At 71.4% G+C, this 22,987-nt stretch carries 22 protein-coding genes; 8 read left to right on the top strand and 14 right to left on the bottom strand.

What is annotated here, in order from left to right:
- Window positions 1–9 precede the first annotated feature (9 nt).
- Window positions 10–1,779 (top strand): dynamin family protein, encoded by a 1,770-nt coding sequence (locus C4V41_RS48120; RefSeq protein ID WP_235030849.1) that lies wholly within the window; start codon window positions 10–12, stop codon window positions 1,777–1,779.
- Complete coding sequence (locus C4V41_RS48115) at window positions 1,776–3,401, top strand: YfjP family GTPase (RefSeq protein WP_103962765.1); 1,626 nt, start codon at window positions 1,776–1,778, stop codon at window positions 3,399–3,401. Before C4V41_RS48120 ends, C4V41_RS48115 begins: the two co-directional genes overlap by 4 nt.
- Here the strand turns inward: C4V41_RS48115 and C4V41_RS48110 are convergent, their stop codons facing one another.
- From C4V41_RS48110 to tdh, 5 genes are all read right to left on the bottom strand, one after another.
- A complete protein-coding gene (locus tag C4V41_RS48110) occupies window positions 3,402–4,268 on the bottom strand; it encodes a hypothetical protein (protein WP_103962764.1) in 867 nt (288 codons plus the stop codon).
- A complete protein-coding gene (locus C4V41_RS48105; protein ID WP_103962763.1) occupies window positions 4,265–4,810 on the bottom strand; it encodes an RNA polymerase sigma factor in 546 nt (181 codons plus the stop codon). Before C4V41_RS48105 ends, C4V41_RS48110 begins: the two co-directional genes overlap by 4 nt.
- A 61-nt stretch (window positions 4,811–4,871) precedes the next feature.
- Window positions 4,872–6,002 (bottom strand): LysR family transcriptional regulator, encoded by a 1,131-nt coding sequence (locus C4V41_RS65625; protein WP_103962762.1) that lies wholly within the window; start codon window positions 6,000–6,002, stop codon window positions 4,872–4,874.
- 120 nt (window positions 6,003–6,122) lie between these two features.
- On the bottom strand, window positions 6,123–7,292 hold the full coding sequence (locus C4V41_RS48095) for a glycine C-acetyltransferase (RefSeq protein ID WP_103962761.1): 1,170 nt from the start codon (window positions 7,290–7,292) through the stop codon (window positions 6,123–6,125).
- Window positions 7,292–8,392, bottom strand: a complete 1,101-nt coding sequence (gene tdh / locus C4V41_RS48090) for an L-threonine 3-dehydrogenase (protein WP_200824745.1) — start codon at window positions 8,390–8,392, stop codon at window positions 7,292–7,294. The genes C4V41_RS48095 and tdh overlap by 1 nt, the downstream gene beginning before the upstream one ends.
- Before the next feature lie 160 nt (window positions 8,393–8,552).
- Here tdh and C4V41_RS48085 point away from each other — a divergent pair, with 160 nt between their 5' ends.
- The 3 genes from C4V41_RS48085 to C4V41_RS48075 are packed head-to-tail and all read left to right on the top strand — an operon-like array spanning window position 8,553 to window position 10,924.
- Window positions 8,553–9,746, top strand: a complete 1,194-nt coding sequence (locus C4V41_RS48085) for a Gfo/Idh/MocA family protein (RefSeq protein ID WP_103962760.1) — start codon at window positions 8,553–8,555, stop codon at window positions 9,744–9,746.
- 12 nt (window positions 9,747–9,758) lie between these two features.
- A complete protein-coding gene (locus tag C4V41_RS48080) occupies window positions 9,759–10,346 on the top strand; it encodes an RNA polymerase sigma factor (protein WP_103962759.1) in 588 nt (195 codons plus the stop codon).
- Window positions 10,343–10,924: a hypothetical protein gene (locus C4V41_RS48075; RefSeq protein WP_103962758.1), complete on the top strand. Its 582-nt coding sequence runs from the start codon at window positions 10,343–10,345 to the stop codon at window positions 10,922–10,924. The genes C4V41_RS48080 and C4V41_RS48075 overlap by 4 nt, the downstream gene beginning before the upstream one ends.
- A 1-nt stretch (window position 10,925) precedes the next feature.
- Here C4V41_RS48075 and C4V41_RS48070 read toward each other — a convergent pair whose 3' ends face one another.
- The 8 genes from C4V41_RS48070 to C4V41_RS48035 form a co-directional block, all read right to left on the bottom strand.
- Window positions 10,926–12,326, bottom strand: coding sequence for an MFS transporter (locus C4V41_RS48070; RefSeq protein WP_103962757.1), 1,401 nt, complete (start codon window positions 12,324–12,326; stop codon window positions 10,926–10,928).
- A gap of 196 nt (window positions 12,327–12,522) precedes the next feature.
- Entirely contained in the window at window positions 12,523–13,599 is a 1,077-nt protein-coding gene (locus tag C4V41_RS48065; protein WP_103962756.1) for an SPFH domain-containing protein, read from the bottom strand.
- A gap of 3 nt (window positions 13,600–13,602) precedes the next feature.
- Window positions 13,603–14,034 (bottom strand): NfeD family protein, encoded by a 432-nt coding sequence (locus tag C4V41_RS48060; protein ID WP_103962755.1) that lies wholly within the window; start codon window positions 14,032–14,034, stop codon window positions 13,603–13,605.
- Window positions 14,035–14,107: 73 nt separating this feature from the next.
- Window positions 14,108–15,277, bottom strand: coding sequence for a L,D-transpeptidase (locus C4V41_RS48055; RefSeq protein ID WP_103962754.1), 1,170 nt, complete (start codon window positions 15,275–15,277; stop codon window positions 14,108–14,110).
- Between the two features lie 71 nt (window positions 15,278–15,348).
- Window positions 15,349–16,452: a fumarylacetoacetase gene (fahA, locus tag C4V41_RS48050; protein ID WP_103962753.1), complete on the bottom strand. Its 1,104-nt coding sequence runs from the start codon at window positions 16,450–16,452 to the stop codon at window positions 15,349–15,351.
- 55 nt (window positions 16,453–16,507) lie between these two features.
- Window positions 16,508–17,275, bottom strand: coding sequence for a hypothetical protein (locus tag C4V41_RS48045; protein ID WP_235030848.1), 768 nt, complete (start codon window positions 17,273–17,275; stop codon window positions 16,508–16,510).
- Window positions 17,272–18,441: a homogentisate 1,2-dioxygenase gene (locus C4V41_RS48040; protein WP_103962752.1), complete on the bottom strand. Its 1,170-nt coding sequence runs from the start codon at window positions 18,439–18,441 to the stop codon at window positions 17,272–17,274. Before C4V41_RS48040 ends, C4V41_RS48045 begins: the two co-directional genes overlap by 4 nt.
- A 91-nt stretch (window positions 18,442–18,532) precedes the next feature.
- A complete protein-coding gene (locus tag C4V41_RS48035; protein ID WP_103962751.1) occupies window positions 18,533–19,162 on the bottom strand; it encodes an IclR family transcriptional regulator in 630 nt (209 codons plus the stop codon).
- Between the two features lie 93 nt (window positions 19,163–19,255).
- On the opposite strand from C4V41_RS48035, the gene C4V41_RS48030 reads away from it, so the two are divergent.
- From C4V41_RS48030 to C4V41_RS48020, 3 genes are all read left to right on the top strand, one after another.
- Window positions 19,256–19,882, top strand: coding sequence for a hypothetical protein (locus tag C4V41_RS48030; RefSeq protein WP_146104056.1), 627 nt, complete (start codon window positions 19,256–19,258; stop codon window positions 19,880–19,882).
- 39 nt (window positions 19,883–19,921) lie between these two features.
- Window positions 19,922–21,052, top strand: coding sequence for an NAD(P)/FAD-dependent oxidoreductase (locus tag C4V41_RS48025; protein ID WP_103962749.1), 1,131 nt, complete (start codon window positions 19,922–19,924; stop codon window positions 21,050–21,052).
- Window positions 21,053–21,149: 97 nt separating this feature from the next.
- Window positions 21,150–21,617, top strand: a complete 468-nt coding sequence (locus tag C4V41_RS48020) for a hypothetical protein (RefSeq protein ID WP_103962748.1) — start codon at window positions 21,150–21,152, stop codon at window positions 21,615–21,617.
- Here C4V41_RS48020 and C4V41_RS48015 read toward each other — a convergent pair.
- Window positions 21,599–22,891 carry an MFS transporter gene (locus tag C4V41_RS48015; RefSeq protein ID WP_103962747.1) on the bottom strand — a complete coding sequence of 431 codons (1,293 nt, stop codon included), beginning with the start codon at window positions 22,889–22,891 and terminating at the stop codon, window positions 21,599–21,601. The genes C4V41_RS48020 and C4V41_RS48015 overlap by 19 nt on opposite strands.
- Window positions 22,892–22,987 lie beyond the last annotated feature (96 nt).

The raw sequence follows: 22,987 nt of genomic DNA, 5'->3' as shown, positions 1-22,987 counted from the left end.
GTGGGTGGTATGGATCTGCTGGGCGCGTTGGAGTCGTTGCGCCGTCCGCTGGACGGGGAGCTGTTCCCGCTGGCCGTGGGCGAGGCGGCGGCCGACAGGCGGGCGTTGCGGGAGCTGACCGGGCAGCTCGACGACTACCTGCTGCCCAGGCTGCGCGCCCTCGACGCGCCGCTGCTCGCCGTCGTCGGCGGTTCCACTGGGGCGGGCAAGTCCACACTGGTCAACTCGCTGGTCGGCGCCGATGTGGCCGAGCCGGGGGTGCTCCGCCCGACCACGCTGGTGCCCACGCTCGTCGCCAGCCCGGCCGACCGGGCCTGGTTCATGGGTCAGAACGTGCTGCCCGGCCTGTCCCGCGCCACCGGCGACGGCCCCGGCGCGCTGCGCGTGGTGACCTCCGACGCGCTGGGCTCGGGGCTGGCGCTGCTCGACGCACCCGACATCGACTCGGTGGTCACCGCCAACAGGGAACTGGCCGCCCAGCTCCTGGCGGCCGCCGACCTGTGGCTGTTCGTCACCACCGCAGCCCGCTACGCCGACGAGGTGCCGTGGAGCTTCCTGCGCTCGGCCCGCGAACGCAGCACCGCGCTGGCCGTCGTCCTCGACCGGGCGCCCGCCGACGCCGTCGAGCCCGTCTCACGCGACCTGTCACGCCTGCTCACCGAGAACGGCCTGGCCGGCACGCGCCTGTTCACCGTCCCCGAGGCCGCGCTGCCCGACGAGAAGGCCCGCCTGCCCGCCTCCTGCGTCGAGCCCATCTCGGCCTGGCTCACCGGGCTGGCCGCCGACGCCGCCGAACGGGCCCGTGTCGTACGTCAAACCCTGTCGGGAGCGCTCGACAGCCTGGCCACCCGGGTGCCGTCGCTGGCCACGGCCGTCGAACGCCAGCAGGACGCCTTCGACGGGCTGCGCTCCATCGTGTCCGGGGCCTACGCGGGCGGGATGGCCGACTTCGACGAGGGGATGCGCGACGGGTCGCTGCTGCGGGGCGAGGTGCTGGCCCGCTGGCAGGACTTCATCGGCACCGGCGACCTCATGCGCTCCCTGGAGAGCCGGGTGGGGTGGCTGCGCGACCGGGTCGTCGGCTTCTTCACGGGGCGGGTGCCGGAGGCCCGGCTCAGGGACGCGCTGGAGAGCGGCGTCGAGACGCTGATCAGGGGCGCCGCCGACGGGGCCGCCGAACGCGGTCTGGACGGCTGGTCGGCCGCGCCCGGCGGGCCGGGGCTGCTCGAACGGCTCGGCGTCGTCGAGTCGGCCCGCCTCGGCCGGGCCTCGCCCGACCTGGGCAAACGGGCCGAGGCGGCGGTGCGGGGGTGGCAGGACTACGTGCTGGACCTGGTGCGGGAAGAGGGCGCCGAGCGGCGTACGACGGCTCGGGTGGCCTCCTTCGGGGTGAACGGGGCCGGGCTGCTGCTCATGCTGGCGGTGTTCGCCTCGACCGGTGGGCTGACGGGGATCGAGGTGGGGATCGCGGGCGGGACGAGCGTGCTGTCGCAGAAGCTGCTGGAGGCCGTGTTCGGGGACCAGGCGGTGCGGTCGCTGACCGTGCGGGCGCGGGAGGACCTGCGGGAACGGGTGCGGGGGTTGCTGGCGGAGGAGGCCGCGCGGTTCACGGCGCAACTGGAGACGGTGGAGCCGCCCAAGGGCACGGCGGGCATGCTGCGCACCGCCGCCCGGCGCATCCACGACCACCGCTCCGAGCTGCCCACGACGGCCCGGACGGCCGAGCTGCCGGCTCCGGTCACACGCCGGGGTGGCGAGGGGCCGGAGGAGAGGTCGTGAGGCTGCTGCGCCGCAAGGAGGGGCCGTCGCTCGACTCCAGGCTGGCCGCCCTGCTGGAGGCGGCCACGCTGGGTGAGGGGCGGCTGTCCGCCGAGGCCGTGGCCGGTGCGCGGGCGGTGGCCGAGCGTGCGGGCGTACGCCGTGAGCTGTCCATCGACCACACCGTGGCCGCGCTGGCGGGAGCGACCGGCAGCGGGAAGTCCTCCCTCTACAACGCCCTGGCCGGTGAGGAGCTGGCGACCGTGGGCGTCACCAGGCCCACGACCTCGGCCGCCCAGGCCGCCCTCTGGGACGGCGACGGCGCGGGCCCGCTGCTGGACTGGCTGGAGGTGCCCCGGCGCCACGCCACCACGCCCGAGACCGACCTGTCGGGGCTGGTCCTGCTGGACCTGCCCGACCACGACTCCATCCGGCTGTCCCACCGGCTGGAGGTCGATCGCCTGGTGGAGCAGGTCGATCTGCTGGTGTGGGTGGTGGATCCGCAGAAATACGCCGACGCCGCCCTCCACGAGCGCTACCTGCGCCCTTTGGCCGGGCACGCGGACGTGATGCTGGTGGTGCTCAACCAGGTGGACCGGCTGCCGGCCCAGGCCGTGGAGCGCTGCCTGGCCGACCTGCGCCGGCTGCTGGACGACGACGGGCTGACGGGGGTGCCGGTGCTCGCGGTCTCGGCCCGTACGGGGCGGGGCCTGGCCGAACTGCGCTCGGTCCTCGGCGACCGCGTCTCGGAGCGCAAGTCGTGGTCCGCCCGGCTGGCCGCCGACATCACCACCGCCGCCGACCACCTGGCCACCGCCGGGGGCGGTGAGGCGGAGGACGAGAGCAAGCGGATCGACGGGGCCGGCCGGGCGCTCACCGGGGCATTGTGTGCGGCGGCCGGCGTGCCGCTGGTGGTGGAGGCCGTGGCCAAGGGGCATCGGCATCGGGCCGTGGTCGCCACCGGGTGGCCGGTCACGAGGTGGGTCAGGAGGTTCCGGCCCGACCCGCTCCGCAGGCTGCGCCTCGGCACCGCCACCGCCGCTACCGGGGGCCGGGAGATCGTGGGGCGGACGTCCGTGCCGGCGGCGTCGGCCGTACAGCGGGCTCAGGTCGAGACGGCGCTCAGGGACGTCGGCGAGGTGGCCGCGTCCGGGGTGCCGGGACCGTGGGCGGGGGCGGTGCGGCAGGCGGCCAGGGCCCATGCCCGCGAGCTGGCCGACGCCGTGGACCGGGCCGTGGCCACGACGTCGGTCGGCGCCACCAGACGGCCCAGGTGGTGGCGGGCCGTGAACGTGCTGCAGTGGCTGGTGTTCGCCACCATGCTGTCCGGCGCGCTGTGGCTGGGCGCGCTGTTCGGGATGGACTACCTGCGTCTGCCCCAGCCGCCGCTGCCGACCGCCGGCGTGGTGCCGTGGCCGACGGTGCTGCTGGGCGGTGGGGCGCTGGCGGGCGTGCTGATCGCGCTGCTGTCACGGCTGGCGGCCTGGGCGGGTGGCAGACGCCGCGCCCGCCGTACGGGCAAGGCCCTGCGCGCGTCCATCGGCCAGGTCGGCGAGGAGCTCGTGATCGCACCCGTGGCGGCGGAGCTGGACCGGCACGCCCGCTTCACCGAGGCCCTGGACCTGGCCAGGACCAAGACCTGATCAGGAGACCGAGCAGCCGTTCATCTGCTGGTATTTCTTGTTGAACATGGCGATCTTCTCTTCCGCCTCCGGCTTCTCCAACACGAAGAGGGTGGCGACGCCCGGTTCGCTGAGGGCGCCGCCGAAGACGCGCCAGGTGTCGGGTGCCGAGCTCATGATGCCGCTGCCGTCGTCTTTCCCGACGAGGTCGCCATCGACGTACTCACTGACGCGAACCCCGCGCTCCTTCAGCAATGCCCGCACCTCGGGCACGGTCTTGTTGCGGTACGGCACACAGTGCATCGGCTCGCCCTTGGCGGCGAACGAGGTGGTGCTCTCGTACTTCTCGCCCGGCCGCGCCTTCCTGCTCACGTCGATGTTGGCGGTGCCCTTGAAGTTCATGGGGATCTTCACGCCGATGGCGCAGCCGTCCACCCGCTCGCACGGGCCCGGGGGATAGATGCCCTTGATCTCGGTCAGGTACTGGTTGTCCGGAGACGTCGGGAAGACCTGGCCCTCGAAGGCGGCGGTCGCGGGGATCACCCTCAGCGTGATGTCCAGGCTGGCGGCCCGCAACTGCTCTTCGTAGATCTTCGGGTTGGCGTAGAGGTCCTTGACCTCGATGACGTAGTAGCCGTTCTCCTCCTTGATGTCGAGCGCGGCGGCGGGCGAGGCCGGAAGCAGCCAGGTGACCGCCACGGCCCCGCCCGCCAGCAGGGCGCCCGCGGGGATGGCCAGCCGCAGGCTCGGGAGCCTGCGGGCCCTGACGGGCGCGGGGGCGGGCTCGTTCGTCATGATCTCGTGCATCAGCGCGCGGGCGCCCTCGCTCACGCCGGTGACGGGGGGCGCCGCGAATCGGGCGACGACGCGGTCGGTGTCCTGCTTCATGACTGTCCCTTCGCGAGCGAGACGGCTCGGTGGCCGTAGTCGTTGAGGTCGGGGTCGAGGGCGGCCAGCTCCTTGGCCAGCCGCTTGCGGGCGCGGTGCAGGCGCAGCCGGGCGGCTCCGCGTGAGCAGCCGAGCACCTTCGCGATCTCGGGTCCGCTGAGCCCTTCCCAGGCGACCAGCGAGAGCAGCTCCTTGTCGTCGTCCGTGAGCCGCTGGAAGGCCTGGTGGGCCGAGTCGTGCGCGGTGACGGGCTCGGACCAGGTCGTGACCTCCTCGCGCAGCCGTACGGCCAGGGCGATCCGGCGTTCCTCGGCGCGGAAGTGGTTGGCGAGTACGCGCCTGGCGACGCCGTACAGCCAGAGCTTGGCTTCGTCGCCCTTCGGGACGGCGTTCAGGCGGCGCCAGGCCGTGGTGAAGGTCTCCGCGATGACGTCCGCTATGTCGTCCGGCGACCCGGCGCGGCGCCGCACATAGCTGGCGATGGCGGGATAGTGCGCCATATAGATCTCCTCGAAGCGTTGTTCGGCCTCAGACGGGCCCATGCGGAGTTCCTTCCGATCGGCGAACACATTTGAGGAGATGTCCGGATACGTGGGGGGTGTTTCACCCGTTCCCGAGAGATTCCGCGACCGTACGGAGGGCTGAGAGGAGGGGGCGCAGGAGAGGATGGACGTCGGAGCCGCGGCGTACGGCGGCGAAGACGCGGCGCTCGGGGCCCGGCGTGCGGCGGACGACGACGCCCGGCAGCGCCATGTCCCGCAGCGCCAGCCGCGGCACGAGCGCCACCCCGGCCCCCGCGCCCACCAGCGCGACCACGGCGCGGAAGTCGTCGGAGCAGTGCACCAGATCGGGCGTGAAGCCCGCCTGCTGGCACGCGAACGTGATCATGTCGTGCACCGGATTGCCCGGATAGGGCCCGATCCAGGTCTCCCCGGCCAGCGACACCAGCGCGACCGGCTCGTCCAGGGGCGGCGCCGGGTCGATCGACACGGCGAGGGGCGGCGCCGGGTCGATCGACACGGCGAGGGGCGGCGCCGGGTCGATTGACGCGGCGAGGGGCGGCGCCGGGTCGATCGACACGGCGAGGGGCGGCGCCGGGTCGATTGACGCGGCGAGAGGCGGCGCGGGGCCGGTCGGCGCGGCGAGAGGCGGCGCCGGGTCGAGGGGGAGCGCCGGGTTGAGCGGCTCGGCCAGGGCGTGGTCGCGGGGGAGGACCAGGTCGAACGGTTCGGCGTACAGGGGGCGGCGGGACAGGCGGGGGTCGGTGGCGTCGGGTGCGCCGCGGTATTCGACCGTGATGGCCAGGTCAGCCCGCCCGTCCAGCAGCAGCGCCAGGCTGTGGTCGCCCTCGGCGTCGAGCACGCGGACGCGCAGCCCGGGGGCCGTGGCGCGTAAGGCGGCGATGGCGGGGGAGAGCACGGCGCTGATCGCGGTGGCGAAGCAGGCCACGGTGACCTCGCCGGCCTCGCCCGTCGTGTACGCGGCCACCTCCGCCTCGGCACGTTCGAGCTGGGCGAGCACCTCGTTGGCGTGGCTCAGCATGATCTTGCCGACCGCGGTCAGGCGCACGCCGCGCCCGTCACGGGTGAACAGCCGGTGCCCCACCTCGTGCTCCAGGGCGACGAGCTGCTGGGACACGGCCGACGGGGTGAGGTGCAGCGCCGCGGCGGCGGCGGTGACCGTGCCATGGTCGGCCACCGCCCGCAGCGTACGCAGCCGCCGCGTGTCTATCACCTACCCATGGCCTCACTCCGTGAGGCGGGCTCGTTAGCCATATGCCGCCGCCTTCCCCCGCTCTGGTCGCTGCGCTCCCGCCGCTCCTCCAGGCGACGGCACTCCCTCGCGCGAGGATACTCACCCTCTGGCTTGGACGAACGCGCGCACCGCGCGGTCTACGTCCTCCTCCGAGTGGGCGGCCGAGAGCTGCACCCGGATCCTGGCCTGGCCGTGCGGCACGACCGGGTAGGAGAAGCCGATCACGTAGATGCCCAGGTCGAGCAGGCGTTCGGCCATCGCGCCGGCCGCCGCCGCGTCGCCGATCATGACGGGCACGATGGGGTGCTCGCCCGGCAGGATGTCGAACCCGGCCTCGGTCATCGCGTCACGGAAGCGCGTGGTGTTGGCGCGCAGTCGCTCGCGGGCCTCGCTGGAGGTTTCGAGCAGGTCGAGGATGCGCAGCGACGCCGAGGCGATGACGGGGGCGAGGGAGTTGGAGAACAGGTACGGGCGGGAGCGCTGCCGCAGCAGGTCGCAGATCTCCTTGCGGGCCGAGACGTAGCCGCCGCTGGCCCCGCCGAGCGCCTTGCCCAGCGTGCCGGTGATGATGTCGATCCGGTCGGTGACGCCGTGTAGTTCGGGTGTGCCGCGGCCGGTGGGGCCGACGAAGCCGACGGCGTGGGAGTCGTCGACCATGACCATGGCGTCGTATCGTTCGGCCAGGTCGCAGATGTCGGCCAAGGGCGCGAAATATCCGTCCATGGAGAACACGCCGTCGGTCACGATCAACCGCCGCCGCGCCTCCGACGCCTCCTTCAGCCTGGCCTCCAGCTCGGCCATGTCGCGGTTGGCGTACCGGAATCGTGTGGCCTTGGAGAGCCTGATGCCGTCGATGATGCTGGCGTGGTTGAGCGCGTCGGAGATCACCGCGTCCTGGGCGTCGAGCAGGGTCTCGAAGACGCCGCCGTTCGCGTCGAAGCAGGAGCTGTAGAGGACGGTGTCCTCCATGCCGAGGAAGTCCGACAGCCGGGCCTCCAGCTCCTTGTGGACCTCCTGGGTGCCGCAGATGAAGCGTACGGAGGCCATGCCGAAGCCCCACTGGTCGAGCGCCCGCTTGGCCGCCTCGACCACGGCGGGGTTGTCGGCGAGGCCCAGGTAGTTGTTGGCGCAGAAGTTGAGCACCTCGCGGCCGGCCACGCCCACCTGGGCGCTCTGCGGGGTGGTGATCACACGTTCGGGCTTGAGCAGCCCGGCCTCGGTGATCTCGTCGAGCGTCGTACGCAGCTGCTCGCGCACGTTCGTGAACATCAATCGCTCCTGTTCATGGTCGCGGCCGCTTCGGCCTCCGTTGGCTCGTTCCTCGCTCTCTCCGGCCGAGCCCCTCCGCTCCAGTCCAAAATGACCTTGCCGGTACGCCCACTCGCGGCGGTGTCGAAGGCGGCGTCGAAGTCCTGGTACGGGAACCGGTCGGTGATCACCGGGGCGAGGTCGAGGCCCTTCTCCAGCAGGACGGACATGTTGTACCAGGTCTCGTACATCTCCCGCCCGTAGACGCCCTTGATGGTGATCATGGAGGTCACCACGGTGGCCCAGTCGATCGCGAACTCCTCGGCGGGCAGCCCGAGCATGGCGATCTTGCCGCCGTGCGTCATGTTCGCGATCATGTCGCGCATCGCGACGGGGTTGCCGGACATCTCCAGCCCCACGTCGAACCCCTCGCGCAGGTGCAGTTGGCGCATGCCCTCGGTGATCGAGGACCTGGAGACGTTGAGCGCGAGGGCGACGCCGAGCTTGCCGGCCAGGTCGAGCCGCTCGTCGCTGACGTCGGTGATCACCACGTTGCGCGCGCCGACGTGCGTGGCCACGGCCGCCGCCATCAGCCCGATCGGCCCCGCCCCGGTGATCAGCACGTCCTCGCCGACCAGGGGAAAGGACAGCGCGGTGTGCACGGCGTTGCCGAACGGGTCGAAAATGGCCGCCACGTCGGGATGGACGGGCACGCGGTGCACCCAGACGTTCGAGGCGGGCAGCGTGACGAACTCGGCGAACGCGCCGTCCCTGTTGACCCCGAGCCCCACCGTGTTGCGGCACAGGTGCCGGCGGCCGGCCATGCAGTTGCGGCATTTGCCGCACACGATGTGTCCTTCGCCGCTGACGAGGTCGCCGACGGAGATGTCCTCGACGCCCGGCGCCACCTCGACCACGTGCCCGGAGAACTCGTGCCCGACGATCAGCGGCAGTTTCAGGGTGTGTCGCGCCCAGTCATCAAATTTCCGGATATGTAGGTCGGTGCCGCAGATGCCGGTCCGCAGCACCCGGATCTTCACCTCGCCCGGCCCCACCTCGGGCTCCGGTACGTCCATCAGCCGGAGCCCAGGCTCGGCCGACTCCTTGACCAGCGCTTTCATGGCCTCATTCCCCCTATCCGAACCTAACGCACTGTGCCCGCTCCGCTTGGGACGTGTCCATCGAGGGATTCTTAAGTGCCCCCACAGCTCTGCTTCACGCGCTGCCCGGAGGTGCGGCTCTTGATTAAATGAGTTCGTAGCACGCCCAGAAAGGACACCAATGGACGATCTGCGTATCGGCGTCATCGGTCTCGGCCTCCGCGCGAGCCTGGCCCTGACCGCCCACCGGCCCGGTAAGGGCTCGGTGGTGACCGCCCTGTGCGACTCCGACCCGGCCGCGATCAAGAGCCGGGCGGGGCTGTTCGAGGCGGCGTTCGTCACGGAGGACCACCGCGAGCTGCTCGCCAGGCGCGACCTCGACGCGGTGATCGTGCTGACGCCCGACGACACGCACGAGCGCGTCGCCATCGACTGCCTGGAGGCGGGCAAGGCCGTCTACCTGGAGAAGCCGCTCGCGATCACGGTGGAGGGCTGCGACAACATCCTGCGCGCCGCGCGCAGGACCGGCACTCGCCTGTACGTGGGCCACAACATGCGGCACATGGGCGTGGTCCGCCTGATGCGCGACATCATCCAGCGGGGCGTCATCGGCGAGCCGAAGACCGTCTGGGTGCGCCACTTCGTCTCCTACGGCGGCGACTACTACTTCAAGGACTGGCACGCCGACCGCGCGCGTACGACGGGACTGCTGCTGCAGAAGGCGGCGCACGACCTCGACGTGATCCACTGGCTGGCCGGCGGTTACACCACCCGGGTGAACGCGTTAGGCGATCTCATGCTCTACGGCGACCTGCCCCGCCGCGAGCCCGGCACGCCCCGGCCGGCCGGATGGCTGCAGGAGTTCGAGTGGCCGCCGCCCACGAGGACCGGCCTGCACCACGTCGTGGACGTCGAGGACGTGTCGGTGATGAACATGCGGCTCGACAACGGGGTGATCGCCGCCTACCAGCAGTGCCACTTCACGCCCGACTACGTGCGCAACTACACGGTCATCGGCACGGAGGGCCGGCTGGAGAACTTCGGGGACGGGCCGGGCGACACGGTCAAGGTCTGGAACACCGGGCCCACGGGGTATCGGGACGACAGCGACATCGCGTACAAGGTGCCGCCCGCGACGGGGACGCACGGGGGCGCGGACGTGGAGATCATGGCCGAGTTCGTCAGGTTCGTCCGGGAGGGCGGGGCGACGGACACCTCGCCGGTGGCGGCGCGGATGAGCGTGGCGGCCGGTTACATGGCCACGATGTCGCTGCGGAACGGCGGCATGCCGTACGACGTGCCGGAGCTGGACGCCGGGCTGGCGGCGTACTTCGACCGGGGCCAGACGGAACCCGGGGGGACGATCGGACAGTAGATATATGTGGATATGTCGATACGCGCCCGTATTCGTGACGGGGACAGAGCCGAGTTCGGCCGGCTCTTCGACGAGTGCTCCAAAGCCGTCTACAACCATGCGTTCCGCCTGACCGCCAACTGGTCCACGGCCGAGGACGTGATGGCGCTGACGTTCCTCGAAGCGTGGCGGTTACGGGGCAGGATCGACCCCGAGGGCGGCTCCCTGCGGCCCTGGCTGCTCGGCATCGCCACGAACGTGGCCCGCAACCAGCGCAGGGCCGCCCGCCGGCACGACGACGCGCTGGCCAGGATGCCCGGGGGCGAGCAGGTGCCGGACTTCGCCGACGAGGTGGTGGGCCGCATCGACGACGCCGAACGCCTGGCCGCCGTACGCGAGGCGTACGGGCGGCTGCGGCGCCAGGAGCAGGACGTGTTCGCGCTGTGCGTGTGGTCGGGCCTCGACTACGCCCAGGCGGCCGAGGCACTCGGCATCCCGGTGGGCACGGTCAGATCCCGCCTGTCGAGGGCCCGCAGGAAACTCGCGAACGCGGGGGAACCGCCGCCACCGGCTCGACAGGTAATAGGTGACCGAGGCCCCGACAAGGAGGAGATCCGATGAACTGGCAGGCTGAACGCGATCTCCCCGAGGGCCGTCACCGACTGCTCAAGGAGTTCGTGATGACCGAGATCGACAGGTCGGAGAAGAAGCGCGCCTTCCCGCGGCTCGCCATCCTGGCACCCGCGCTGGGCCTGGCGGCCGCGGCCGCGGTGGCCGTACCGCTGCTGTTCGGCGGCACCCCCGCGTACGCGGTGACGAAGACCCCTGACGGCCTGATCCACATCACCATCAACGAGGCCAAGGACCCGCAGGGGCTGGAGGACAAGATCCGCGCCATGGGGGCGAACGTGGAGGTGGACTACATCCCCCAGGGCAAGAAGTGCAGCCCGCAGCCCCGCAGCGGCCACTTCCTGACCGGTGAGGAGGCGCCGCTGCTGGTGTTCCACGCGCCGGAGGACGGCGAGCCGGGCTTCGCCATCGACCCCCGCGTGATCGGCGCGGGTCAGACGGGGGTCCTGGAGTTCAGCGTCTCGGAGAACAACGGCGGGGTGGTCGCCGGGATCTGGGCCAGGGTGGGCGAGGGACAGATCGCCGCATGTGAGCTGGTGGACACCACGGACGCCCCGCTCTCCCACTGACCTACCGGGCGCGGCCCGGCCGGTTGGACAGGTAGCCGGTGATCGCCCCAATGGCGCAGATCACCGCGAACCCGAACAGCAGGTACCGGGCCGAGTCGAGCATCGACCGCCCGCCCAGGTTGACCAGGACGCCGGCGACCGCCGTACCGAACGCGATCGACAGGCTCGTCACCGTGGCGATCGCGGCGGCCGCCCGGCGTCCTTCCGCCGGATCCGACGTACTCGACATGGCCGCCACCGACAGGTGCGGATAGGCCAGCCCGACGCCGGCCCCGGCGACGAACAGCACCGGCACCCAGACGAGCACCAGCCACCCCGGCGCCGCCTCCCGCTGCAGCAGCCCCTGCACCAGGAACCCGGCCGCGAGCAGCAGCGGCCCGATCACCCGGAACAACCGGATCGTGCCCTCCTTGACGGCCGAGGCGCTGACCAGCTGGGTCGCCGACCACCCCAGCGAGATGGCCGCCCCGAAGAACCCGGCCGCGGCCGGCGACAGCCCGCCCAGCCGCTGCCCGAACAGCGGGACGAACGACTCCACCGCGACCCCGAAGGCCAGCAGCGCCAGCGTGAGGTACACCCACTTCAACGGCGACCCGGGCCGGTACGTCGTACGCGGGAAGACCCGCGGCTCACCCCGCCGCTCACCGGCGACGAACCCGGCCACCAGCAGCAGCGCCACCCCGATGGCGGCGGCCATGGCCACGGTGCCGGACAGCACCCCGGCCAGGCTCACCGACGCGGTGGCCGCCGTGACCAGCAGCAGCGACACGACCGGAACCGGCGCCCGCTCCTGGCCGCGTTCGCCGGGAGGCAGCACCCGGGGCACGACCAGAGCGCACACTGCCGCGATCACCGCCATCAGCACGAACGCCAGGCGCCACCCGCCGAACTCGGCGAACAGCCCGCCGAGCGCGGGACCGGCGAAGTTGCCGACGCCGTACATCGCCGACATCAGCGCGTTCCCGCGCGCCCAGAGCCGCTGCGGCAGCGCCGACCGCACGGCGGCGAACCCCAGCCCGGACAGCAGCCCCGCACCCAGCCCCTGCAGCCCGCGGCCGGCCAGCAGCACCGGCATGACCGGGCTCACGGCGCAGGCCAGCGACCCTGCCAGGAACACGCCGAAACCGGCGAGGTAGGCGCCGACGTTCCCCCAGCGGGCCAGAAGACGGCTGACGAGCATGGTGGCGATCACCATGGCGACGAGGTAGATCGTCATGTTCCACGCGTAGAAGCCGGCACCCCCGATGTCGGCCACCGCGGTCGGCAGCAGGCTGGAGGCCAGATAGATGTTGACCGCGCCGACGAGCACCCCGACGGCCAGCACGATGGCCGCCCCGGCATGCTCTGGACCCAGCAACTCACGCCACGAGGGCGCTCCGAGCTCATTGTCACGAACACTCATGACTTCAAGCGTGTCGCTGTACAGGCCCCGGAGACTTTCCCCGCCACCCCACAGGCCGGCCCCCGAAAAGCCTCAATCGCGCGTAGAACCCGACCCGCACCCGGGAGCAGGCGATCCAGCGGTGGAGCTGTCGCAAGGTCAGAACACGGCCGGCCGGAGGTGCCCACCGCGGAAGGCGGGCACCTCGTTCATGAGGTCAGTGTTCGGCCTCCTTGGTCTCGCGGTCCACGATCGGGAACGGTGACGGCTCCTGGACGGCCTGGGTGAGCTGGCGGGGGCCGTTGGGGCTCTCGGCGTCCTGGGCGTCGGCCACGGCCTCGGCGGCCGCCTCCGCCGCCGCCGCGGCCTCCTGCTCCGCGGCCGAGCTGTCCGGCTGCTCGTCGCGGGTCGCCGCCGACCTGGGCAGCGCCTCCGTGAACGCCTTCGAGACACCCTGCAGCGCCGAGGTGACCTCGCTCGGGATCACCCAGAACGTGTTGTTGTCACCCTGCGCGAGCTGCGGCAGCACCTGCAGATACTGGTACGCCAGCAGCTTCGGGTCCGGGTCGTTGCGGTGGACCGCCTGGAAGACCTGGTCGATGGCCCGCGACTGACCCTCGGCCTCCAGGATGGCCGCCGTGCGCTGCCCCTCGGCCCGCAGGATGCGGCTCTGCTTGTCACCTTCGGCGGTGAGGATCTGCGACTGCCGCTGGCCCTCGGCGTTCAGGATGGCGGCCCGCTTGTCGCGCTCGGCCCGCATCTGCTTCTCCATCGCGTCCTTGATGGTCTTGGGCGGGTCGATGGCCTTGATCTCGACACGGTTGACCCGCAGCCCCCACTTTCCGGTGGCCTCGTCGAGGACGCCACGCAGTTGGCTGTTGATGGTGTCGCGGGAGGTCAGGGTCTTCTCCAGGTCCATGGAGCCGACCACGTTGCGCAGTGTGGTGACGGTGAGCTGCTCGACGCCCGTGATGTAGTTGGCGATCTCGTACGCCGCCGCCCGCGGATCGGTCACCTGGAAGTAGAGGACGGTGTCGATCTCGACGACCAGGTTGTCCTCGGTGATGACGGGCTGCGGGCGGAAGGAGACGACCTGCTCGCGAAGGTCGATCATGGTGTAGACGCGGTCGATGTACGGGATGACGAAGCTGAGACCCGGCTTCAGCGTGCGATGGTAGCGACCGAGGCGCTCGACGTTGCGCGCCCTGGCCTGCGGGACGATTCGGACGGCCTTGAGCAGGGTGATCGCCGCGAACAGTATGACGAACAATCCGACCAGCAACAGCGGGTCCATGAGTCACTCCCGGGGATAGACGAGGGCTGTCGCCCCCTCGATCTCGATGATGTCGACGGTCGCCCCCGTGGGAATCACCAGGGTTTCGTCATAGGCCCGCGCCGACCATTCCTCGCCCCCGATGCGCACCCGCCCGTCGCGGCCCGTCACCTCGGCGATGACGTAGGCGGGCTTTCCGACGAGCGCTTCCACGCCGAAGCGCTGCGCCGGCGGCTGGATGATGTGGCGCATGGCGATCGGCCTGAGCACCAGAAGCCCCGCCGCGGAGGACACGGCGAAGAAGAGCAACTGCAGGGGGACGGGCAGCCCGAGGGCCGCGGTCGCGGCGGTCAGGAGGGCGGCCGCGCCGAGAAGCCCGAGCGAGGCCGTGAGTGTGAATATTTCGGCCACGCCGAGAACGACTGCGAGGATTACCCAGATGATCCATTCATCCATGTCCGGCCCTCCTATATGGACAACGGGCCTGCGTCCGCCGGTGGTTCCCCCCTCCTCTACGGTAATCCCGATATCAGCGCTTCGGCACCCGTCCACCTGCGGTGTCCGTTTCGGCGATGGCGCTGCCCTGTTTCCATTTCTCCCACGGGAGTTGCCAGAAACCCCATCCGTTGTCCCATTCGAGCTCCCGCCCGGTGCCCGTGATCGTGACCGGATCGCCGCGCAGGGAGCTGTCGTAGAACCAGGCCGCCTGGTCGGGCCGCGAATTGATGCAGCCGTGGCTGACGTTCTCCTTGCCCTGGGCCCACACGTTGTCCTTGGCGTGCACGTATTCGCCGCTGTTGGAAATGCGCACGGCGTGGTCGATCATCAGGTCGTAAAAGCCGGGGTCGCCTTTCTTGCGGCCCGGGGAGATCATGCGGACCGGGTTTCCCTTGTCCATGGTCAGATGGACGCCGCTGGTCGTGGTGTATTCGAAAGTGGTGGCCATGCCCGCGCTGATGGCCATGCGCTGCGCGATCGCGCCGTCGCGGTGGACGATCATCTGGTGCGTCCTGGTGTCGATGTCGCTGGTCTGCCTGCGGCCCACCGAGAAGGTGAAGGTGGAGTCGGCGGCGCCGTAGAGGCCGTCGGCCGCGCGCACGCCCGCCAGGTGCGCGGTGACCGTGACCTGCTGCCTGGCGGTCCAGAACCGGCGGGTGCGGTAGACCACGCGGGTGTCGCTGGTCCAGCGCCAGGCACCCTCGGCCGGGGCCGCCGCCGTGATCTCCAGGGCTCGCTCGACGGCCGCCTTCTCCTCGATGGGAGTGTCGAAGTCGATGATGATCGGCATGCCGGTGCCGACGGTCTCGCCGGGCAGGGGCGCGGTCGAGGCCACCTGGAACGTGCGCTCGGCCGCGCGGGTGCGGAAGCGGCCCATCGCGACCGTGGCGGGCGCGCCCGCGCGCGCGGCGGTGGCGGTCACCGTGTATTCGGCCGCGGGCTTGAGCGTCCAGTCGGTACGCCACAACGTGCGCGAGTCGTCGAGCCGGCCCGCCACCGGCTCCCCGCCCTCGTAGACCAGCACCTGGCTCAGCGTGCCGCCCTGCGCCTTGACCACCAGGCCGCGGTCGGTCCTGGCGCGCTTGGTGTCGAACGGCGGCCAGACCTGCACCACGGGCGGCGCGGCAGGGGTCTCGGTCGTGACGGAGCCGCAGCCGCAGACCAGGAGGAAGGCGACACAAAGCATCGCGACACGGCGCATTGGCTCCTGCTTTCCGAGGGAAGGGGCCTCCCAGGGTAGCGGTGAGTCAATGTTCAAGCACGCTGAGTCACTTATCCGACAGTTCCGGAAACCTCCCCCAGCGTCAGGTCGCCCGCCGTGGCCCGGATGGTCACCGTGTCGCCGTCCTGCAGGAACGCGCGGGTCTCGCCGCCCGCCAGCTTGATGGGGTCGCTCCCATTCCAGGTCAGCTCGATGAGCGAGCCGCGCTCACCGGGCTCGGGCCCCGAGATCGTGCCGCTGGCGAACAGGTCTCCCGTCCGCAGCGAGGCGCCGTTCACCGTCATGTGCGCGAGCATCTGGTCCGGCGTCCAGTACATGGCCGAGTACGGCGGCCGCGACACCACCTCGCCGTTGAGCAGGACCTCCAGGGAGATGTCCAGCCCCCAGTCGCCCTGCCGGCGCAGATATCCGGCCGGCTCGGGATCCTGGGCCCGGCCGGGGATCCTGGGCAGCGCCTCCAGCGGGGTCACCCACGGCGACACCGACGTGGCGAACGACTTGGCCAGGAACGGCCCGAGCGGCACGTACTCCCATGCCTGGATGTCGCGCGCGCTCCAGTCGTTGAGCAGCGTCACCCCGAACACGTGGTCCTCGAACGCCCCGGCGGGCGAGCCCATCGTGGTCGGCACGCCCACCACGAACCCCAGCTCCGCCTCGATGTCGAGCTTCTGGCACGGCCCGAACGTCCCCGCGCCGAGCTGTCCCTGCGGCCGCCGGACGGGCGTGCCCGACACGACGACCGTGCCCGACCTGCCGTGGTATCCGACGGGCAGGTGCCGCCAGTTGGGCTGCAGCGGCTCGGAGCCGGGGCGGAAGATCTTGCCGATGTTGCTCGCGTGGTCGATCGAGCAGTAGAAGTCGACGTAGTCGGCCACCTCGAACGGCAGGTGCAGCCGCACGTTCTCCAGCGGGACGAGGTGCCGCTCGGTGACGGAGAGGTCGCTGGTCAGCTTGTTGCGGATCAGCGTCCTGGTGTCGTGCCAGGCCGCGCGGCCCCTGGCCATGAACGGGTTGAGCGTGGGAGCGGCGAACACCTCGTCGTGCAGCGCGCGGGCCAGGTCGAGCACCCTGTCGCCGTACCGCACGCCCACCCGGGGCTCCTCGCCCGGACAGGAGAAGACGCCGTAAGGCAGGTTGTCGACTCCCCAGCTCACAGGCCCTCCTTCGCCGGTCCTGCGAGCAAGGTGCCGTGTCTGATTGTCCACTCGCTCACGAATCCTCCTCGATCAGGCCGAGTGTGCGCAGGTCCTCGACGGGGGTGGCGGTGCTGCAGGAGCCGTAGCTCACCAGCAGCCGCCGCGCCCGCTTGGCGGTGTCCTCCTGTACGGCGTGCGCGATCCGTACGAGGTGGCCGACGTCGGTCGTGCGCAGGACGGGCACCGGATCGCGCCCGTCCACAGCCTCGCAGACGGCCAGCAGCAGGTTGAGGAAGCCGTGCCGGTCGACGCCGAGCGTCGGGTCGAAGTGGCGGACGGCGTGGTGCAGCCCGGCCGTGGCCTTGAACGGCACGTCGCTCTCCACGCACTGCCTGATGAACAGCCCGAGATGCTCCGCCGTCGGGAACCGGTCGGCCGTCGTGCCGCCGCAGCGCACCTTCAGCCCCGCGCCCGGCGGCACGTCGATGATGCCCTTCCTGGGCACGACCTCGGCGAAGAGCCGTATGCCGGCCGGCAGGGCCAACCGGTCGGCCAGCGCCTCGACGGGCGTGTCGGCCGGCAGCGGCGCCTCGACGAAGTCGATGGGCAGGTCGCCGAAGTCGGGGAGCTTCTCGGTGTCCACGATCAGCCCGATCCGCAGCGGCCGGTAGTCCTTGCCGCGCAGCCGGTCGAGCCGGCTGGACGGGCAGAGGAAGCGGTGCGTGAGGACCCGGCCGCCGCGCTCGGCGTCGCGCCGGTTGCGGGCCAGGGCCTCGTCCATGTGCAGGGAGGTCGGCGGGAACAGGCCCGCGTCGTCGACCAGCGCGCTGTAGAGGCTCATCGTGCCCAGGTCCAGGCATATCCGGCGTCCTCGCAGGACAGCGCGCCCTGGCCGAGGTCGAGCGGGCGGAACGTGTCGACCATGACGGCCATCTCGTTCGTCGTCGTGACGCCCTCCGCGACCGCCCGGATCACCGCCTCGACCGCCCCCGGCTGCGGCCCGTGCGTGAACCCGGCGGGATGCAGGGAGATGGAGCCGACGTCGATGCCGGACCCCTTGCGCGCGGAGTAGTCGCCGCCCACGTAGAACATGAACTCGTCGGAGTCCACGTTGTGGTGGTTGTACGGGATCGGGATGGCCTCCGGATGGTAGTCCAGTGGCCGCGGGCAGAACGAGCACACCACGAACCCGGGCCCTTCGAACGTCTGGTGCACCGGCGGCGGCGCGTGCGTGCGCTTCACGATCGGCTCGAAGTCGTTGATGTTGAACGCGAACGGATAGAGGTAGCCGTCCCAGCCCACCACGTCGAACGGATGGTCGCGGTAGACGAGCCTGGTCAGCCCGCCCCGTGTGCGCACCAGCACCGGCACCTCCTCGCCCTCGACGATGAGCGGCTCTGCGGGCCCGCGCAGGTCGCGCTCGCAGTAGGGCGCGTGCTCCAGGAGCTGCCCGTACTGCGACAGGTAGCGCTTGGGCGGCCTGATGTGCCCCGACGCCTCGATGGCCAGCACGTTGACCGGCCCGTCGGGCACCCAGCGGTGGATGGTGCCGGTCGGGACGACGAGATAGTCGCCCTCGCCGGCCTCGATCGCGCCGTAGGTGGACTCGAAGCGCACGCGCCCGCTCTGGACGTAGACGCACTCGTCGCCCATGGAGTTGCGGTAGAGCTCGCTGGGCTGGTCGGTGGTGGCGTACGACAATCGGACGTCGCCGTTGCCCGCCAGCAGCACCCGGCCCGTGACCAGGTCGCCCGCGCCGGCCAGCTCCTGGGTGCGGAAGTGGCGCGGCGAGAGCGGCAGGTTGGGCTCCAGGCGGGTCTCCGCGGTGGGCGTGACCGCCTCCGCCTTGATGATCGCGGTCGGCAGGTGGCGGTGGTAGAGCAGCGAGGAGTCGGACGAGAAGCCCTCCTCGCCCATCAGCTCCTCCGCGTAGAGGCCGCCGTCCGGCCGCCTGAACTGCACGTGCCGTTTGCGCGGCACCTCTCCCACGACGCGGTAGTACGGCATCCGCCCCTCCTGACCGTCACACCGAAGTGTCCGATAAGCGGACAACGATGTCCTCTATATGTAACTACCGTCCGCTATCGGTCTGGAGATGTCAACTCAGCGCGGCGGCCAGCTCCGCGGCCGCGGCCACCACCCGCGGCCCGGCCGACTCCTCCAGCGGCCCGAACGTCACCACCCCCACCGACGCCTCCAGCCACGGCAGCCCGGTGACCGGCGCGGCGACGCCTCGTGCCCCTTCCTGCAACTGCCCCTCCGTGACGAAGTAGTCGTGCCGCCCTTCGCGCAGCGCCAGGATCGCCCGCCCCGCCGCCCCTCTGGCAAGCGGATGGCGCGAGCCCTCGCGGTAGGCCACGTGCATGTCGGTCCAGGACGGCTCCACCACCGCCACGGCCAGCCCGTCGTCACCCTCGGCCACGGTCAGGTGCGCGGTCGCGCCCACCTGCTCGGCCAGCCGCCGCAGCGTCGGCACCGCCGCCGCGCGCAGCAACGGTTGTACGGCCTGCGCCAGCGCCAGCACCCCGAACCCCAGGTGCACCCGCCCTTCGGCGTCCCTGCGCACGAACCCCTCGCCGAGCAGCGTCGTCAGCAGCCGGTAGACCACGGGCCGGCTCAGCGACAACTCGGTGCTCAGCTCGGTCGGCGTGCGCCCGCCCTTGCCGTCGGCGAGCAGTCGGAGCAGGCGAAGCCCGCGTTCGAGGGTCTGGGCGGATTCAGCGGCCATGGGCTCGATTATCCAGGGGCTCACCTGGCGAAGTGAGGCCATAAGCAGGCGGTGAAGAGGGTACGTACCGCGTAGAGACGCCGGGGGGTAATCATGCGGCAAAGGTGGGTTCTCCTGCTTGCCGGGCTGGCCGTGTGCGCGCTTTCCCCTGCCGTGCCCGCGATCACCCTGCCCATGACTCCCATGGCCCGGCAGACCCCGCTCGACCCCGCGGGCGAGAGCCTGGTGGAGGACACCTTCTACCTCACCGAGGGCATCGAGGTGAGCCAGTGGCTGCTGCCCACCACGAAAGGCGTCAGGTTCCGCCCGGCCTACCTCGCCGTCGGCGTCAAGGTCGACGAGAGCGGCCACCTGACCGGCAGGCCGCAGCGCTCGGGCACCTACGTCGCCCCCGTCCAGGTCTGCGCCGGTCAGGCGTGCCGCGTGCAGGACCTCACGCTCGTGGTGCTCGGCAACGTGCCGTGGGAGCCGCGCGAGCTGACCTTCCCCGGCAAGGCCGGCACCGCGCTGAAGGGCGAGATCGGCATCAACGGCGGCCCCACCGGGGTGGTGCCCACCTTCACGGTGACCGACTTCGACAAGTTGCCCGAAGGCGTGAGCATCGGCCCCGACGGGCAGGTGGGCGGCGTTCCCGAGAAGCCCGGCATCTCCGAGGTCCCGGTGCGGATCTGCGTCGCGGGCAACTGCGCGGGGGTCGTCGTGCGGCTCATCATCGTGTGAGTCTTGCGTGCGCCGTCCCCTTTCGGTCACCGTGGTCACATGAAATCGGTCATTGTGGTCGGAGCGGGCATTTGGGGCTCATCGGTGGCGTTGCGGCTGGCCGACGCCGGGTGGCGGGTGACGCTGGTCGAGCAGCACAGGCCGGGCCACGTACGCCAGGCCAGCGCGGGTGAGACCCGGCTGCTGCGCTGCTCGCACGGCGCGGACGACTGGTACGCCCGCCTCGCCTGGCAGGCCAGGGACGGCTGGCGGCGGCTGGGCGAGCGGGCCGGCGAGGAGCTCTACCTGGAGTCGGGCATGGTCTGGTTCGCCGGCCGGCCGGACGGGTGGGAGCACGCCAGCGCCCAGGTCCTGAAAAATCTGGACATCGGGTGTGAGGTGCTCGACCCCGCCGACTGCGGCCGGTTCTTCCCCGACTTCCGTGGCGACGATCTCAGTTTTCTGCTGTGGGAGCCGCACGCGGGCGTGATCAGGGCTCGGCGGGCCACTCAGGTGACCGCCGCGCTGGCGGTGGCCGCGGGCGTCCGGCTGGTCAGAGGGCGGGCCGCACCCGTGAAGGGGGACGCGGAGCCGTATCTGAGCGCGGTCGAGATCGACGGCGAGGTGCGGCACGCCGACCGGGTGGTGTGGGCGTGCGGCGCGTGGCTGCCGGCGCTGTTCGACGGGCTGCCGCTGACCGTGACCAAGCAGGACACGCTGCACTTCGCGGTGCCGCCCGCGTGGTCGGTGCCCGAGACCCCGGCCTGGGTCGACCACGGGACCTCCGCCTACGGGCACGGCGACGTGGACGGGGTGGGGATGAAGGCCACCTCCGACGCGGAAGGGCCGCCGTACGAGCCGGAGGAGGGCCCCCGGGTGGTCGACGCGGGCAGCGTCGAGCAGGCCAGGAGCTATCTGGCGCGCAGGTTCCCCGCGCTGGCGTCGGCGCCGGTGCTGTTCACCCAGGTCTGCCAGTACGCCCTCACCCCCGACGCCGAATGGCTGTTCGCCGAGGCGTCGCCCGGCGTGTGGCTGCTCGGCGGCGACTCCGGCCACGGCTTCAAGCACGCCCCGGCGCTGGCCGGCTACGTGGCGGGCGCGCTCGACGGCGAGTACGCGCCCGAGCCGCGCTTCGGTCTCCACGAGCGGACCCCCACCCGCGGACTGAGGACGAGCGGCCGGATCGGGTAGGGCGGGCCTTACCCGTACTCGGGGGATGACGGGCATGATACGAGCCCTGCTCACGACGGACACTTCATAGGTCACCCCACGTCCCTGGAGGTCCGTCATGAGCACCCTCATCGAGTCCCGTACGACCCAGCAGGTCCCGCCGCCCGTCGTGCACACCGCCGCCATGCTCTGGCTGGCGGCGGTCGCGTTCGGCGCGTTCGAGGCCGTGCTGATGATCGGCGGCCTGCTGTTCGAGGGCACCCCGGTGCTGGAGCTGCTGCCCCAGGCCGGGTTCCGGCTGGCCGTGTTCGCCGGCGCGGTCTTCCTGGCGCTCCGGCTGAAGGACGGCGCGAACTGGGCGCGCTGGACGCTGGCCGGCACGCTGGGCGTGTTCGGGACGCTGTCGCTCGTGATCGAGCCCGTCAGGTGGCTGCTGGCGGGCGGTTCGATCGGCGAGGCCGTCGCGGCGGCGGACGCGATGGAGCTGGTCTTCGCGGGCAGCAGGATCCTGCACGTCCTGGCCGTGCTGGGGGCACTGGCCCTGATGTTCCAGCCCAGGGCCAACGCCTACTTCAGGTCGGCGTGAACCGCTCCCAACGGCTCGGGCGCGCGCAGGTTGCGCACGCCCGGGGACAGCAGCGTGGCCAGCGTCGACACCACGACGAGGACACCGCAGCCGAGCAGCGCCTGCTCCGTACCGAACAGGGTGGCCGCGGGCGCCGCCAGCAGCAGCCCGATCGGCCCGAACATCATCGACCCGAGCATGTCGTACGAGCTCACCCGCGACAGCGCGTCGGCCGGGACCTCGCGCTGCATCGTCGTCTGCCACAGCACGCCGAACACGTCGAAGCACACACCGAACACGAACGCCCCGGCCACGATCGCCCAGAGCGGCGCGTCGAGCCCGAGTAGCAGGTAGGGCAGCGCGGTCGGCAGGCACAGCAGCACCGCCACCAGGATCGGCCGGCGCGGCCGCACCCGGATCGACACGACCACCCCGGCGATCGTCCCGACCGCCTCGCCCACCAGGAACGCCGACCAGGCCACGGGCCCGCCCAGCGTCTCCTTCGCCATCAGCGGGCCGAGCACCCCGTGCCCGGCCTGGATGGCCATGACCATCAGCGAGAACTGCGCCACCACGACCCAGATCCACTGCCGTGAGCTGAACTCCCGCCACCCGTCACGCAGGTCTTTCAGGACCGAGTGCCGTTCGGCCCGCGGCTGCTCGCCCGGCTTCGACGGCGGTTCGTCCTGCGGCCGCGGGTCCGGCGTCAACCGCAGCAGCGCGACCAGCACGCCCGCCACCGCGAACATGGTCGCGCTCACCACCAGAGCCCAGCCGCCCCCGAACAGCACCACCGTGCCGCCGCCCAGCACCGCGCCGGCCACCCGGGAGGCGTTCGCGCCCAGCCCGAGCAGCGCGTTGCCGGTCTGCAGCCGATCCGCGGGCACGACCTCGGGGATGATCCCGGTCAGCGCGGGGAACGTGACCGCCGTGGCCATCCCGGTGAGCGCCGCCGCCGCGACCATCGCGGACAGCGGGGTCCAGCCGGTGAGCAGCATGAACGCCAGCGCGAGAAACCCGGCCGCCATGAGGAACTCACCGGCCATCATCACCCGCTGACGCGGCAGCCGGTCCGCGATCACGCCGCCGACCAGCATGAACGCGATCATCGGGAGCGCCTCGGCGGCGAGCACCGCCGACAGGGTCGAGGCGGTGGCCCCGGGCAGGCCGAGGATGCCGAACGCCAGGGCCACGGGGGCGAACGCGCTGCCCAGAACGGAGATCGTGCGCGCCGAGAGCAGGAGCGTGAACCGGTGGTCCCGGAGCAGGCCGAGATCGTTGAGTGAAGTGTGCACCGGCGAGAACCCCCTGAAAAACCGCCAAACCACACCATTCTGCCTGGTGTCCCGCGCCCTGTCGTGCGGTTATTTCTTGTCACTCTGCCAACAAGA

The sequence above is a fragment of the Nonomuraea solani genome (assembly GCF_900108335.1).
Classification (GTDB): domain Bacteria; phylum Actinomycetota; class Actinomycetes; order Streptosporangiales; family Streptosporangiaceae; genus Nonomuraea; species Nonomuraea solani.
Note: the sequence above shows the minus strand (reverse complement) of the source record. Positions and strands in the feature narration are given on the sequence as shown.

Excerpts from the sequence above, each read along its gene's own strand:
- C4V41_RS48120 (WP_235030849.1), top strand. The coding sequence starts at position 10 with ATGGATCTGCTGGGCGCGTTGGAGTCGTTGCGCCGTCCGCTGGACGGG.
- C4V41_RS48110 (WP_103962764.1), bottom strand. The coding sequence starts at position 4,268 with ATGAAGCAGGACACCGACCGCGTCGTCGCCCGATTCGCGGCGCCCCCC.
- C4V41_RS48105 (WP_103962763.1), bottom strand. The coding sequence starts at position 4,810 with ATGGGCCCGTCTGAGGCCGAACAACGCTTCGAGGAGATCTATATGGCG.
- C4V41_RS48095 (WP_103962761.1), bottom strand. The coding sequence starts at position 7,292 with ATGTTCACGAACGTGCGCGAGCAGCTGCGTACGACGCTCGACGAGATC.
- tdh (WP_200824745.1), bottom strand. The coding sequence starts at position 8,392 with ATGAAAGCGCTGGTCAAGGAGTCGGCCGAGCCTGGGCTCCGGCTGATG.
- C4V41_RS48085 (WP_103962760.1), top strand. The coding sequence starts at position 8,553 with ATGGACGATCTGCGTATCGGCGTCATCGGTCTCGGCCTCCGCGCGAGC.
- C4V41_RS48080 (WP_103962759.1), top strand. The coding sequence starts at position 9,759 with ATGTCGATACGCGCCCGTATTCGTGACGGGGACAGAGCCGAGTTCGGC.
- C4V41_RS48075 (WP_103962758.1), top strand. The coding sequence starts at position 10,343 with ATGAACTGGCAGGCTGAACGCGATCTCCCCGAGGGCCGTCACCGACTG.
- C4V41_RS48070 (WP_103962757.1), bottom strand. The coding sequence starts at position 12,326 with ATGAGTGTTCGTGACAATGAGCTCGGAGCGCCCTCGTGGCGTGAGTTG.
- C4V41_RS48065 (WP_103962756.1), bottom strand. The coding sequence starts at position 13,599 with ATGGACCCGCTGTTGCTGGTCGGATTGTTCGTCATACTGTTCGCGGCG.
- C4V41_RS48060 (WP_103962755.1), bottom strand. The coding sequence starts at position 14,034 with ATGGATGAATGGATCATCTGGGTAATCCTCGCAGTCGTTCTCGGCGTG.
- C4V41_RS48055 (WP_103962754.1), bottom strand. The coding sequence starts at position 15,277 with ATGCGCCGTGTCGCGATGCTTTGTGTCGCCTTCCTCCTGGTCTGCGGC.
- C4V41_RS48045 (WP_235030848.1), bottom strand. The coding sequence starts at position 17,275 with ATGAGCCTCTACAGCGCGCTGGTCGACGACGCGGGCCTGTTCCCGCCG.
- C4V41_RS48040 (WP_103962752.1), bottom strand. The coding sequence starts at position 18,441 with ATGCCGTACTACCGCGTCGTGGGAGAGGTGCCGCGCAAACGGCACGTG.
- C4V41_RS48035 (WP_103962751.1), bottom strand. The coding sequence starts at position 19,162 with ATGGCCGCTGAATCCGCCCAGACCCTCGAACGCGGGCTTCGCCTGCTC.
- C4V41_RS48030 (WP_146104056.1), top strand. The coding sequence starts at position 19,256 with ATGCGGCAAAGGTGGGTTCTCCTGCTTGCCGGGCTGGCCGTGTGCGCG.
- C4V41_RS48025 (WP_103962749.1), top strand. The coding sequence starts at position 19,922 with ATGAAATCGGTCATTGTGGTCGGAGCGGGCATTTGGGGCTCATCGGTG.
- C4V41_RS48020 (WP_103962748.1), top strand. The coding sequence starts at position 21,150 with ATGAGCACCCTCATCGAGTCCCGTACGACCCAGCAGGTCCCGCCGCCC.